The sequence below is a fragment of the Pseudoalteromonas phenolica genome (assembly GCF_001444405.1).
Classification (GTDB): domain Bacteria; phylum Pseudomonadota; class Gammaproteobacteria; order Enterobacterales; family Alteromonadaceae; genus Pseudoalteromonas; species Pseudoalteromonas phenolica.
This window is the reverse complement of sequence record NZ_CP013188.1, coordinates 954,332-969,049: the sequence shown is the minus strand read 5'-3', so window position 1 is coordinate 969,049 and position 14,718 is coordinate 954,332. Positions and strand designations below refer to the sequence as shown.

At 37.0% G+C, this 14,718-nt stretch carries 11 protein-coding genes; 9 read left to right on the top strand and 2 right to left on the bottom strand.

Annotation, left to right across the window (positions count from 1 at the left end; genetic code table 11):
- The first annotated feature begins 6 nt into the window (after window positions 1–6).
- From PP2015_RS21340 to hisIE, 3 genes are read left to right on the top strand one after another with little or no spacing between them, the layout of a single operon-like run.
- Window positions 7–741, top strand: coding sequence for a 1-(5-phosphoribosyl)-5-[(5-phosphoribosylamino)methylideneamino] imidazole-4-carboxamide isomerase (locus PP2015_RS21340; RefSeq protein ID WP_058032497.1), 735 nt, complete (start codon window positions 7–9; stop codon window positions 739–741).
- The gene (gene hisF / locus PP2015_RS21335) at window positions 723–1,502 is read left to right on the top strand and encodes an imidazole glycerol phosphate synthase subunit HisF (protein WP_058032496.1); all 780 of its coding nucleotides are present in this window, start codon (window positions 723–725) and stop codon (window positions 1,500–1,502) included. Before PP2015_RS21340 ends, hisF begins: the two co-directional genes overlap by 19 nt.
- A complete protein-coding gene (gene hisIE, locus PP2015_RS21330) occupies window positions 1,493–2,104 on the top strand; it encodes a bifunctional phosphoribosyl-AMP cyclohydrolase/phosphoribosyl-ATP diphosphatase HisIE (RefSeq protein ID WP_058032495.1) in 612 nt (203 codons plus the stop codon). Before hisF ends, hisIE begins: the two co-directional genes overlap by 10 nt.
- A 236-nt stretch (window positions 2,105–2,340) precedes the next feature.
- On the opposite strand, the gene PP2015_RS21325 is transcribed toward hisIE, so the two are convergent.
- Entirely contained in the window at window positions 2,341–4,134 is a 1,794-nt protein-coding gene (locus PP2015_RS21325; RefSeq protein ID WP_058032494.1) for a M61 family metallopeptidase, read from the bottom strand.
- A gap of 187 nt (window positions 4,135–4,321) precedes the next feature.
- Here PP2015_RS21325 and PP2015_RS21320 point away from each other — a divergent pair, with 187 nt between their 5' ends.
- From PP2015_RS21320 to PP2015_RS21295, 6 genes are all read left to right on the top strand, one after another.
- Window positions 4,322–5,863, top strand: coding sequence for a GGDEF domain-containing protein (locus tag PP2015_RS21320; RefSeq protein ID WP_058032598.1), 1,542 nt, complete (start codon window positions 4,322–4,324; stop codon window positions 5,861–5,863).
- Between the two features lie 14 nt (window positions 5,864–5,877).
- Complete coding sequence (gene ppnN, locus PP2015_RS21315) at window positions 5,878–7,218, top strand: nucleotide 5'-monophosphate nucleosidase PpnN (protein WP_058032493.1); 1,341 nt, start codon at window positions 5,878–5,880, stop codon at window positions 7,216–7,218.
- Window positions 7,215–7,982, top strand: coding sequence for a flap endonuclease Xni (gene xni, locus PP2015_RS21310; protein ID WP_058032492.1), 768 nt, complete (start codon window positions 7,215–7,217; stop codon window positions 7,980–7,982). The genes ppnN and xni overlap by 4 nt, the downstream gene beginning before the upstream one ends.
- Window positions 7,983–8,050: 68 nt before the next feature.
- A complete protein-coding gene (locus tag PP2015_RS21305; RefSeq protein ID WP_058032491.1) occupies window positions 8,051–8,440 on the top strand; it encodes a DUF3192 domain-containing protein in 390 nt (129 codons plus the stop codon).
- Between the two features lie 7 nt (window positions 8,441–8,447).
- Complete coding sequence (locus PP2015_RS21300) at window positions 8,448–10,130, top strand: hypothetical protein (RefSeq protein WP_058032490.1); 1,683 nt, start codon at window positions 8,448–8,450, stop codon at window positions 10,128–10,130.
- 206 nt (window positions 10,131–10,336) lie between these two features.
- Complete coding sequence (locus PP2015_RS21295; RefSeq protein ID WP_058032489.1) at window positions 10,337–11,344, top strand: isocitrate dehydrogenase; 1,008 nt, start codon at window positions 10,337–10,339, stop codon at window positions 11,342–11,344.
- A 50-nt stretch (window positions 11,345–11,394) separates the two neighbouring features.
- Here the strand turns inward: PP2015_RS21295 and PP2015_RS21290 are convergent, their stop codons facing one another.
- Entirely contained in the window at window positions 11,395–14,355 is a 2,961-nt protein-coding gene (locus tag PP2015_RS21290) for an immune inhibitor A domain-containing protein (RefSeq protein ID WP_058032488.1), read from the bottom strand.
- Window positions 14,356–14,718: the final 363 nt, after the last annotated feature.

The window sequence follows — 14,718 nt, the reverse complement described above, 5'->3', positions numbered from 1 at the left end:
GTTAACATGATAATTCCAGCTTTAGATGTACTACAAAATCAAATTGTTCGCCTCTACCAAGGTAAATACGACACAGCTCAGTTCTATCCATTTGAATTAGGTGAACGTCTGTTTGCCTATCAGAACTCAGGCGCAGAAAAATTACATTTAGTAGATTTAGAAGGCGCTCGTGATCCGCAAAAAAAGCAATGGCAACAAATTCAAGCAGCAACAAAAGCATTAAACGTCCCCTACCAAGTCGGTGGCGGCGTACGCAGCTATGAAGATGTAAAACAATGGATTGAAGCTGGTGCAGCTCAAGTCGTTATTGGTTCAATGGCAGTAGATCAACAAACGCAAGTTGCAGAGTGGATCAAAGAGTTTGGCCCTGAAAAATTTGTCATTGCACTGGATGTGAACAAAACCGAATCTGGTTGGGCACCTGCAACACATGGTTGGTTAAGCGATGCGGACAAAGACCTATTCACCCTACTCGACTTTTATGTGGAATTAGGAGTTGTTGACTTTTTATGCACGGACATCAGTAAAGACGGCACAATGACAGGCCCCTCTTTTGCCCTGTATGAAGAAATCGTTGCACACAATAACAACATAAAAGTGCAAGCCTCTGGTGGAGTGAGCTCATTGGATGACATTAAACGACTCGCTGAAATTGGTGTAGGCGGTGTCATATTAGGTAAATCTCTTCTTGATGGCGCTTTTACAGTTGAGGAGGCACTTGCATGTTATCAAAACGCATAATTCCTTGCCTTGATGTAAAAAATGGTCAAGTAGTAAAAGGCGTCAAATTTAAAGGTCATGAAGTTGTCGGTGACATTCTAGAACTTGCCGAGCTTTACAGTAAGGCCGGCGCTGATGAGCTGGTGTTCTATGAAATTTCTGCCAGTGTAGAAAAACGTTTATTAGATGTCACTTGGGTAGAGCAAATCGCCCGTCACATCGACATTCCGTTTTGTGTCGCTGGTGGTATAAAGTCTGTTGCAGATGCAGCAAAAGTGCTTGAAAGTGGAGCTGATAAAATCAGTATCAATAGCCCCGCAATACACAGACCTGAACTCATAAAAGAATTGCACGATGAGTTTGGTAAACAATGTGTTGTCGTCGGTATCGACAGTTTTTATGACGCTGAAACAGATCAATATCTTGTTTATCAGCTCACTGGTGATCCAAATGCGTCTTCAAGGACCCGTTATAAAACACAAGAATGGGTTAAACGTGTGCAAGATTTAGGCGCTGGTGAAATTGTTTTAAACTGCATGAACCAAGACGGTGTGCGTAAAGGCTACGACAATAAGCAATTATCTGAAATTAGAGCAATTTGTGACGTGCCGCTTATCGCATCTGGCGGTGCAGGCACCATGCAAGACTTTGTTGATGTATTTGAGCAAAGCCAAGTTGACGGTGCTCTTGCTGCAAGCGTATTCCACAAAAACATCATAGACATAAACGAACTTAAACAATTCCTAGCAAACAATGGGGTCGCAGCGAGATTATGCAACTAACTAAAGAAAACTTATCAAAACTTGATTTTAAAAAGTCCGATATGCTACCTGCGATCATTCAAGATGCAGCAACCGGCCAAATTCTGATGCAAGGTTTTATGGATCAAGCGGCCGTTGAAATGACTTTTGAGAAAGGCCTTGTAACCTTTTATTCTCGCTCTAAACAGCGTTTATGGACTAAAGGTGAAACCTCAGAAAACTATTTAGAGCTTGTGTCAGCACACACAGACTGTGACTTTGACTCGATCTTAGTACTTGCCAACCCGAAAGGCCCAACCTGCCACTTGGGTACAACAAGTTGCTTTGGTGATGCAAAACCTCATTTAGCTTTTTTAGCTGAGCTTGAGAATGTGATTGTTGAACGTAAAGATGCAGATCCAGCATCAAGTTATACAGCGTCATTGTTTGCAAAAGACTTAAGCCGCAGTTGCCAAAAAGTGGGCGAAGAAGGTGTTGAAGTCGCACTAGCCGCCATGAAAAAAGACAATGAAGAGTTGCTAAATGAATCAGCTGACTTGCTTTATCACCTAACGGTTTTATTGCAACGTAGCGAGTTAAACTTAAAGGATGTGATTGATACACTTGAGCAGCGTCATAAGTAGTTAACCACAACTCAGGGTAAATCATAGAAAATATTAAGCCCAAGTGATTAAAATAACTTGGGCTTTTTTATTACTTTAAAAAGTAAAAATTAATACCAATCCTCTTAATTAAGTAATCTATTTTGAGGCAAGTAAAACTTGTAGGTATCAAGGCGAAAATTTTGCAATTAGTTGTTCTAAATAAGAAATTTTCAACGAAGCTAACGTCAGTTTTAGTCCCTCTAAATGATTAAGTATTATTGAGGATTGGTATAAATTGCATTTGGATGTTCTACACCCGTCCATGCTTTATACAATTTAGCCTGACGTTCAGTCGGTGCTTTAACTGCTTTCACCTTTTTAGGTTTATCAAAGTCAGATGTAAGCTTTACTTTTGTGGTCATGAGTTGATGACGTCTAATAAAGCTCACTGAAACTTCTTGCTCAGGCTCAAACAAAGCCAACGAATCTTTTAATGATTTACGTACTTGACGTCCATCTAAAGCTACCAATTTATCACCGGCGGTTAAACCTCCTTGCCATGCAGAGCTTTCTCTCGCTACATGACTTAAAATAAGTAGCTCGCCATTAGATTTTGCCATCACATCCAAACCAGCAACGGCTTTGCTATTGTCTGGGCGTGTATATTCTAAGCCAACAGTTGCAAGCAGTGCATCAAAGTCAATGCTTAGCGGTGATTCAACATTCTCTTTCCACCAGGTTGAATAATCACGACCAGAAATTTGCTTTAAAATATTTTGAACATCTTGGCTATTAAAGCTTTTAGGTAATTTAAACTGTTTATATAGCTCTGAATGCACATCTCTATAACTTACTTTACCTTCACTTTTATCTAGTAAGTCAATATCAAGTGCTAGTGACACTAATGACCCTTCTGAGTAAATATTGGTACTGAAGTTACGTCCATGATCGCCACCAGCGTTAATCCACTTATCAAAACTGGTTTCAGCAGCTGACTGTACTTCTCTACCCGGTGTTTTTAAATGACGCGAAATGGTTTTATTCAGATCTTTATAAAACTCTTCGTTGCTTGTTATACCTGCGCTTAACAATAAATAGTTTTCTAAATAACTGGTTGAGCCTTCAGACAACCACAATAAATCAGAGTAATTTGGTGCAATGTAATCGTAAGGTACTAAGCCAGCAGGACGGTAGTTTTTTACATTCCAAGTATGGATAAATTCGTGTGCAGCCGTTGCAATGAAACCAATATAATCATCACGCTTTGCAAACGAATCTCTATGCCTTTGGATAATGGTAGAATTTAAATGCTCTGTCGCACCACGAGCACCGCTGGTTGCATGTACCATAAATACATAACGCTCATATGGGTAGTCATGCCAAATTAAACTGCCTGTTTTAACGAGCTTTTTAAGATCTGAAAGCATTAATTCAACGTCGTAATTACCCTCGCCCCAAATAACGAGTTCATATTTACGACCATCCACTTCAAATTTATATAAGTCATTAATACCTGTTTCGATAGGAGAATCTAATAAAATATCGTAGTTATCCGCCTTAAAACTATGCTTATCATCAGCAAAATCCATCCCAGAGACTGAACGCCACCCTTTTGGTACATCTAGATCTACAGTTACTGGCTCTTGTCTAAATGAATCACTGAACATAAAAAAGCCTGATGCATCAATAAATGCATGGCTATCATCAATATGACGAGAACGCATACCCAATTGATTCGCATAGACTTGGTAAGAAACGTTGACTTCTGTTGGCTCATCTAAATGTATGCGCCATGTATTTTTATCAATCTTTTTCCATTGAAGATTTTCGCCATTTTCACTTTTTGCTTCAAAGAATCGAATACCATTAGCTAAGTCTAAAATTTCGTAACGTCCCGTTCGCCAATCAGGTAAATGAATATCTAAATGTGCTTGAGATGTTTTTGGAAAAATAACTTTAACATCACCAAGGTGGTGAGCTGGCTGATCTATAGAAAGTTTATACTCAACGTCTGCAAATGCGGGAATTGCTGATAAAGCAGCCAAAAGGGAAAGCGTAATTTTATTCATACTTGTATTTATACTTATCATAGGAATGTATGAGGAAAGGCTAACAAACTCGCAATTTAAAGTTTAATAAAAGAGATAAACTGCATATCCTCAGGTTTCTTATGATATGTAACAAACAAATTGCCTTCAAAAATGAGATAATTGTTGTAAACTTAAAGCGTTAATGAATTTAAAGATGGCAAAATTTGTGACCAATAAAGATGCGCTAATTGAGAAAAAATTAAAACTAGCAGTTAAAGCACGAGCTGAGCTCGAGAATGCGCATAAAGATCAAATACAAACATTGAGTAATTTTGCTGCAAAACTGGCGGTTAGCAGTAAAGGTCAGGATGTTGCGCTAGATAACCTTTTAGCAAAATTCAGACAAGCTTTGAGTAAAGGAGTGAGTTTTGATGATTTAGCTCCCCTCATCAATACCATTACACAATCCCTAAAAAATCAAGAGTCTGTAAACGCAGAAAACCATCAAAAGCTTTCGACCAGTATTTCTGATGCTGGTAGACAATTGCAAAAACTTAAAGGTATCCCAGATGATACTCGCCGTAAATTACGCAACTTATTAGATCACGAACTCAATGAAGTAAATGTCAGTTATGAATTCTTGCCCGTTTTTGAAAAGCTCATTGGTATTTATCAAAAAGTTTTAGCAGTTAAAACGAAAGTGAAGGAAGCTCATGATTCAACAACTTCACAAAAACCTGAACTAGCCAGCGAGTTATTGACCCTGGCCAATGAAATCACTTTCGAAGATGATGTAGCAAAAGAAGTCATCGATATTAAAACGACACTATCTCAATCTGCAGAAGTCGATGTTTTACTTGATTGTGCGATTGCGATAATACAAATTATCGCTAATAGCATAGCTAGAGAACGTCAATCAGCACAGGGCTTTTTAGTTTCTCTTAATCAAACACTAGAAGAATTGCACGCTTCAATACTCAGTACGACTAATTCGACTAAGCATATGAGCGCTGAGCTTTCAGGTTTAAATAAGCAAATTGAAACTAAAATTAAGCTGCTAAATGAACAGACTCAAAAAGCGACGTCTATTTCTGATTTAAAAGAGCTCGTTGATGGTGAGCTCAAACTATTAAGGCAAGATTTAGTCAAAAGAGAACAGTTAGAGCAAAAAGATAAAGCTGATTTACTAGAGAGTTTTGATCAAATTAATTCTCGTATTAATGTTTTAGAGACTAAAGTTAATACATATAAGAAAAGGCTCTCTGAACAACAATTCAAAAGCTTACTTGATGGTTTAACCAAATTACCAAATCGTGCTGCATTCGATGATAGGTTTAGCCAAGAATTTCACATGTTCGAGCAGCATGATAATGAAACGACTTTGGTTGTTATTGATGTCGACTTCTTCAAATCGATTAACGACCAATATGGTCATAGTGCTGGAGATAAAACCCTTCAAGTTATCGCGCGTGCTTTGAAAAAAGCAATAAGAAAATCAGATTTCATTGCTCGATACGGCGGTGAAGAATTTGTGCTGCTTATGCCTGGTATGGCATTACAACATGCTCAGCCACCATTAGAAAAAATTAGAAATACCATTAAAGCTATTCCATTTAAGTTTAAAGATAAGCAAGTTCAAATAACTGTGTCTTTAGGAGCGACACAATTTAAGAAAGGTGACACACCTTTGGCAGCTTTTGATAGAGCTGATGATGCACTTTACGAAGCAAAAAATAGTGGTAGAGATCGCCTTTGCATTCGTAAATAACAAGGAGAATGCCTATGCAAGTCCAACTAAACCCAACTGGTGTACTTAATTTACTGTCAAAATTAGAAGTTGACTTACTACAAGCCTCTTCTAGTACAGAGAGATATAAACTTTTTAGAAACTGTGTATTAGCGGTATTAAACGTTGGTAGTCATACCGATTCTAGCAGTGAAATTTATGATAAATATCAAGACTTTGATGTAAAGCTCATTTCACGTGAACGAGGCATAAAGATTGAGTTAGACAACCCACCTGAAACGGCATTTGTTGATGGTGGTATTATCACAGGTATTCACGAGCATATATTTTCAGTCATACGCGATTTGTTATTTATCTATCAACGTCATGAACCAACTGAAGACGAGCTTCAAATTACCCATATGGTTTTTGATATGCTTAGAAATGCCTCTGCGTTACCTGTGAATACAGACCCAAATATGATCGTTTGTTGGGGCGGACACTCTATCAGCGAAATTGAATATAAATATACCAAAGAAGTAGGTTATCAACTTGGCTTAAGAGGTTTAAATATTTGTACAGGCTGTGGACCAGGTGCAATGAAAGGCCCAATGAAAGGTGCTACCATTGGTCATGCAAAACAGCGTATTACAAACAATCGTTATTTAGGCCTAACAGAACCAAGTATTATCGCTGCTGAGCCACCTAATCCCATCGTAAACGAGCTCGTGATCTTACCCGATATAGAAAAGCGCTTAGAGGCATTTGTTCGTACAGCACACGGCATTATTATCTTCCCTGGTGGTGCAGGTACGGCAGAAGAACTGCTATATCTATTAGGTATACTTTTACATCCTGATAATCAAAAACAATGCCTACCCGTTATTTTAACTGGCCCAGAATCTTCAGCCGATTATTTCAAGGAAATTTGTCAGTTTGTTGAAGAAACACTCGGTGAGGAAGCCTTAAATAAGTTTGAAGTAATTGTTGGTGATCCGCAGAAGGTGGCAACGACCTTGAAACAGGCCATGCCTAAAGTAAGAGAGTATAGAAAATCTCAAGGTGATGCTTATTATTTTAACTGGACGCTAAAAATTGAGCACCAGTTCCAAATGCCATTTGACCCAACTCATGAAAACATGGCGAATTTGAACTTATCCTTAAATCAAAATAAAGAGCTTCTTGCAGCTGATTTGCGTAGAGCATTTTCAGGTATTGTCGCCGGTAATGTTAAGGATGAAGGCATTAGAGAAATCAAAAAGCATGGCCCTTACCAGCTTCATGGTGAAACATCGTTAATGGAAAAAATGGACACCCTGTTACAAGCATTTGTAGAGCAAGGCCGTATGAAGTTACCAGGCAGTAAATATACGCCTTGTTATGTAGTGAATAAATGAGTAAAACCTTAGTACTAATCGATGCGCTGAATCTTGTTCGGCGCATTTTTGCAATTGAATCAAATCAAGAAAACATCACCTCAGTAAACAATACAGCTCAACGCGTTTCATCTGCCGCCATAAAGTTACTTCGTTTAACTTCAGCATCTCATGCTGTAGCTGTTTTCGATGGCAATGAAAGCTGGCGATATCATTACTATGACAAATATAAAGCGACTAGAAAACCAATGCCCGCTACGTTGTCTGAAAATATGCAAATCATCGAACAGTCATTCGAGCAATGCGGTATACCCGTTTATAAACCTGAGCACGATGAAGCAGACGATATCATTGCAACTCTTGCTACCAAAGCGGCAACTGCAAACGTAAATGTAGTCATTATCTCTACAGATAAAGGCTTTCTACCGCATCTTACTCAAAACATTCGTTTATACGATTACTTTCAAAAGACTTGGATTGATAAAGAGCAAGTTGAAATAAAATTTGGAGTAAATCAAAATCAACTGACTGAACTTTGGGCAATGGCGGGAGATAAAACCAATGATATACCCGGTATTGCTGGAATTGGTTTAAAAACAGCGCAAAAATTATTAGGCGAATATGGTAAATTTGAATTTATATTGAATTCTAATTCTCTAAAACCATCAGAAAAAAAGAAAATTCAAACTGGCATAGACGATTTCATAAAAAGTAAGAACCTAGTTACGTTGAGAACTGATATACATTTGGGTTTTAACTTACAAGATTTACGAATTAAACGTTAATTGTCTAAGAAAGTTTTAAGTCTCGAAGACTTTGATATACTGATCGAGATTTAATTTTTGGACTTGTCATGATCAAAAAAGTATTGCAATACATTATTCTTGGCCTAGCTGTATATGCAAGTATTGTCATGCTAGTAATCAATTTCTATAAAGATGATCCTCAAGCTATGATTTGGCAAGATAGGGAAGCATTTAACAATCGCTTTATTTCAAAATTGGATGAGTCTGAGGTAATGCCACTAGAAGAAGTGCTTGAGACTCTGGGTAGCCCTGATCTGACTTATGTTTCAAAAAAAAGTGAAAATGTTTATCAGATTGTTTATTACAGAACACAGTTGGTAAAGTCTGATGGAATTACTACCCAAGATGAGTGCACAGGGCTTTTATTTAAAAATGGAAAATTGCTAGTTTGGGGTGAAAATGCAAGCCTTGAATACGCAAAATTAAACGGAGAGTAATACAAGCGTGAAAGCGTCTCCTAAACAATTAAAAAAACTGTTCGAGCATACTCATCAGGTTCTAAGGCTATACTACAATAAAGAAAAATGGCCTGTTATATTCCCGAGTATTACGCAATTAGCAGAAAGGTTTGTTCAATGTTATTCGCAGCAACCAGGCGCTTTGCATGCCCACCTTCACTTTTATGCTAAACATCAAGGTTACACTACTAATCTAGTTGTGAATCAATGTATTCTAGTCACAGCTATGTGTCAGGCATTAAAGTTCAATAAGGAATTAACTGAATCTTTGGTGATTGCCGCTATTTCTGATCAGATTTGTACATCAAACGAAACCAATAAATTAGCAGCAGGACAGCCGCTATCTGAACAAGCACAAAGGTTAGTTCAAAATAGACATGCCTTGGCTGTTAAAATGCTTAATAAGGGTAATGTACCAACTGGACAAATTCAAAGAGTACTTGCTCGATTAAACAAATACGCATCAGCAATAACAGGTATCAATGCGGTTCCGCTTTATGACAACCCAAGCATCATTGTTGCAATTGCCATGCGAATTGCAAAAGCAATCACCCCTAGGCCCAAAATAAAAACATTTAGTATCAATCAAGCAATTAAGTCACTTTATCTAAGTTGTTACAACGAATTTGCCCAAAATGCTTTAGCTGAACTGGGTGCGCAGCTCGTTAACTACCCATCAGGGTTGTCAGTAACATACAAAAACGAGCAATGTCTGGTTGTAACAAAGCATGAAAATATACATTACTTAGCATTAATTATTGAAAACCAGGCAAGAAGAATTATTAGAACATCACAGCCTATTTTAGGTGAATATAGAACGCAGATTATTGATGACCCAATTCTCCTTTATAAAATATGGTTTAATGAACAATTACCCGTGTTATCAACCAAACCTGATGATGTAAGTAATAACTTTGACAAGATAGCAAAACTTGGAAATACGAAATACCCTGACTTTAAACAATTAGAAAAAGTTATTTCTGATTCTGAACATATTGAGCATGCTCTTAGAACTGCAACCAAACAATATAATAGACAGGCTCAAAAAGCTGGTAGCTTGAGACACAGTTTAACTATGGTAGGGTTAGATACCGCGGCACTACTTTGCCAACGAGTTTTATTAGAAACTATGATTTCTAATGTACCTCACCCCTTTTCTATCGATATTATCAACAAATACGCACACATAAATAAAGTTATCACCCTACTCATTAGCAAAAAACACAGTGAAAAGTTTGAATTTTATTTATGCCCTTTTGCTGCTTTTATTTATTTTCTACTCGAGCATCATTCCGAAAAGCTCATGAGGTTTATCCAAACTCCTGAAGATGAGTTTTCTAGTAAACCGGTTTCTATTGCCCATTTATTCGGGCTTAAGGATATTCAAGATGATTCATTATCTGAATATATAGAAAATTACTTTTCTGAATCATTTTCACATCGAGCATTGTTAAATACAGAAATCAAAACAAAAAGTCAGTTAAACGATGTAGATAAAGAGTTTGTTGCAATAAAATATTTAGTTATTTCATCTTTATATGACATTGATATAGCCACACCATGGCAGAAGCAAATAACATCAGACGTGTTACAGTATTTTGAATGGTCAAGTATTGACGCATTTAATAGTGCCTTACTTGAGTTGTCACCACAGTGTGTCATTGAGTAATATTTATTCTATAAATATTATCAATGACAAATATAAACTGTGCTTATGCCTAATTTTCATTCCTTACTGGCATAAGTCTGCATAAATTGTTATAAAACGCGCTTAATTTTTCAAGCGAACACACACCTTTCTTCTTTGTTTACTACACTCAATATTTAGTGCCCAAGAGGCAGGTGTGAAAAAATATATTGATAAAGGAAACCATAATGGCAAAGCAAACTATCACGGTGATTAAGGGCGATGGTATCGGTCCAAGCATTATTGACTCGGCAATTGAGATCCTTAACGCTGCCGGTTGTGATTTTGATTACGAATTTGTTGATGCAGGCCTAACTGCCCTAGAAAAAACGGGTGAGCTTCTACCTAAAGAAACGCTAGAAGTAATCGAAAAAAATAAGATCACTTTAAAAGGCCCATTAACTACACCTGTAGGTGAAGGTTTCACTTCTATCAATGTAACACTACGTAAGCAGTTTGGTTTATACGCAAACGTACGCCCGGTAAAATCTTTTGCAGGCACAAAAGCACGTTATGACGACATAGATATCATTACGATCCGTGAGAATACTCAAGGTATGTATTCTGGCCTTGGTCAAGTTGTGTCTGAAGACGGTAACGAAGCTGAAGCTATGTCAAAAATTACTCGAGACGGTGCAGAGAAAATCGTAACTTTTGCTTATGAACTCGCTCGTCGCGAAGGTCGCAAAAAAGTAACTGCTGTTCACAAAGCAAATATCCTAAAATCAACTTCAGGTTTATTCCTTAAAGTTGCACGTGAAGTCGGTGAACGTTACCCAGATATCGAATCAGCAGAAATGATTGTTGATGCGACGTGTATGAAACTTGTTATGACACCGGAAGAATTCGATGTGATCGTAACAACTAACTTATTTGGTGATATCTTATCAGACCTATGCGCTGGTTTAGTTGGTGGTCTTGGTATGGCACCTGGTGCGAACATTGGTGAAAATGCTGCAATCTTTGAAGCAGTTCACGGTAGTGCACCTGATATTGCAGGCAAAAACCTTGCTAACCCGACATCAGTTATCCTAGCTTCAATTCAAATGCTTGAGTACTTAGAAATGGGTGAAACAGCAGATCGTATTCGTAATGCTGTAGCTGATGTGATCAAAACAGGTGACAGAACTACACGTGATTTAGGTGGTAGCCATGGCACTACAGATTTCACACAAGCTGTGATCGATCGTCTGTAATTCAATTTAAGAATTTGTAATAGAGCTACCTTGGGTAGCTCTTTTTTTCTTTATAATTTGAATTTACGCGCCATGAAAATACAAGAGAACAATAAAAAAAACAGACTTCCACCTGAATTTGAGTTTTCATTTTCAGCCTGTGTTATTGTTAATGTATTAGTTTCTGTTTTAGTTTTATTAGTGTCTGTGTCAGTGAGGGTTACCGAAATATTAAATTGCCCACTAGAATTGAAAGTATGAGTAACATTTTCTCCATTTCCTTGGTTCCCATCGCCAAAATCCCAAGTAATATTATAATTTCCACTCCCACCAGATGAGATTGCATTGGCACTAAGTTGCAAACCATTTGTAGTAAATGAAGTCGTAATAAGGAGAGGGACCGTTAAAGTAACCTGTTCAGATTTAGAAATTGAAATACCGCTATCATCTGTAACTTCAACCTTTACTGTGTATGTACCATTCATCGAATAACGGTGCGAAATTTCACTACCATTTAAGGTGTTGCCATCATCAAAGTCCCAAGTAATTAAGTAAGGTTCAACCCCACCAATTATTTTAACTTCACCTGTTAGTATGCCTGATGCATGCGCTAAATCTATCTCAGAGATCTCTAAGGGCTTACTCAAGTTGATTTCTGCATCAGCAGTGATGATCTGTCCATTTTCTTTTTTTTGAGTAAATTTGACGGAATAGTTCTGATACTTTTCAAATTCTATGGTTGGGGTCAATTCATCACTCGACTGACCATCTGAAAACTCCCAAAGAAATTGATCGCTTTCAGATAACAAGAAACCATCTGCAAAAAACTGAACTTGCTTATCTTCAACTTCGTAGCTGATACTTGTTTGGTCTGGTATGTAGCTCACTAATACTTCTGCGTTGTCGAATGAATCTGATACATCAACTAGCTCAATTTTCAAACCGTATTTAGGTATCTTCACCCCAGACTCAGGCTGTACTTTGAAAGAATAATCAAGGCTATCATCAAAAACACTAATTGCTGAAAGGTCTTCATCGCCAAGCCCAGAAGATTGCTCACTTAATCGTAAAGCAGCATCTCGAACTTGTATCATAGAGTTCGCAACATCATCCCCATTAGATTTAAATATAGGCCTCTGATCTGTGTCTACTATAAGTAAGTCACCAAATCCTTGATGCTCTGAGGTGTTATTATTTTCGTAGTTGTCATTTGAATACCATAAAGTTAAACCTGCAGGATACTGTGATAATTTTAGCCCTGAATCTAACCCGTTGTGACTTCTTAACTGAAGATAGTAAGCATGTTCATTACCTGACTTGTAACGCCCTATTTTTCTAAACCCATTAAAACTGTTGCTGTTAGTGTTTTCAGCATTATCTGTTAAAAATATTTGATCTTCAGAAGTGACATTGATGTCATCAAGAACAATACCGAAGAATGAGACAGCTGAGTCTGTCTGGTAAACAAATGTGATGGTAACTTGTTGATTAGAAAAGGCCGAAATGTCGTAAGTAAGATCAACAAAATCAGAATTTTCTACATCACTTGAAGCTGAGCTCCCATCTAAATAATGAGTCACATTAGGATAATTTGGATGATTAGCTTTTGTTGAATTTCCAGCTAAAGGGATTGAATTTACATAAACTTGGAAAATATCGTAATCAGATTCAATGTTAAACTTACTTTTCATTCTAAGTATTAATTGTTCTGATTCAGGTAGTTTTATCGTAAATGACATTTGATTATTTAGATTGTTACCATCACCAGAATAGTATTGAAAAGAACCAGAATTAGGAACAATGAAATCCTCAAGTGTAGGAGGCAAGTTAACTTTAACTTGATTTGTTGCTTCACTAAAAACACTTGCATGAGCCAGATTTATAGTTTCATTTTCATTAATTGTACTTAATTCGACAGATTGCTGATTTACCCAGCTACCGCCAAAACGATTCTGTAAATAATCTAGGTTTTTAGGACTAAACATCACAGGTTCAGAACCTCTGATCTCTCCCATCCAACTACCACTTGACATTACTGACCAATTTGCAACCGGTTCACCGATTTCAATATTTTTTAGATCATACTCATCCGGTAAACCAAGATCATGGCCAAACTCATGCACAACAACACCAATACCTGCATCTATTGGATTGATAGTATAATTGTAAGCTTTAATATTAGAGCCTGTAACTGAAGCAGGCTGATTAGAGCTGTTAGTAACGAAAAATCGATGCGACCATATTGCGTCTTCACCAAGTAACCCACCACCAGCTTCTTGGCCGATACTTGAATGAAATAATAAAATGTGATCAATTATGCCGTCGGGCTCATTTATGATGCCATCACCATCAATGTCGTTTAAATCTGTTAAGTCGTAATCAGAGAGATCAACGCCTTGTTTAACAAGATTTTCTACTGCTTCTATCACTAGTTCAGTCGCATTTTTATCTCGAATATCGCCGTCTTGCTCACCGTAATAACTCGCATCATTGCTTACTCTGACCCACCCATAAATACTGCCTGTTATGTCAAAGTTATCACCAGTTACATTCCGGTAAAATTGCCTCACACTTGTTAAATTTTCACCGTTTGGGCCACTAAAACCATTAACGGAATAAAGTAGTGAACGATAATGATCTGCGCTGTAATCATCGTAAAACATATCCGTGTCGGTTGTTTCCAATCCAGGTGAACTTGCTTGTAGGTCAGGAAAGTCAACAAGTATTCCTAAAATCTTAACTTTTTCTAAAGTATCTACCACACTCTTTTGTACAAACTGCATTCGATGCTTTAAATTCGGTTTTATTGTGTCTAATGGTAAATTAATTATTTCAGCTCTTGGTTTTCCACTTTTTAAAATATAGCTATTCAAAAGTTGCTGCTTTTCATACTCACTCAAAGTACGACCAAGTTTTTTTTCTTGCCAATAAACAATTCTATCTTCATCTAAGCGTAACAAGTCAGGCATAGCATTAACTTGTAGACTTAAAAAAATACCAAAGTTGAGTAAAGAAAAACGCATTAAATTCATATAGAACACCAGAATCATTTAATTATTAAGATGGTATCACTACTTGAGATTGTCGTCTTTAAACACGCACAACCAACAAATATAAAATAGTTTATTCTCTATAACTTTAAAAATAGACCATAAAAACACGCAAAACAGACAAATAAAGATTTTTTAGAAGTATTTATGCAACTTTAGTGTAAACAACCTTGACTTATGCATACAAAAAACCTTTAATGATTTTGTTAATTTTTTAATAGAATATTATTTCAAGTTATGATTTCTAATTTAATTGTAAATGTCGTACTCGTACTGGTCTTAATAATAAGCTCAGCGGGGACGTATTAACTTGATTTACGATGAAACCCCGCAAATGCGGGGTTT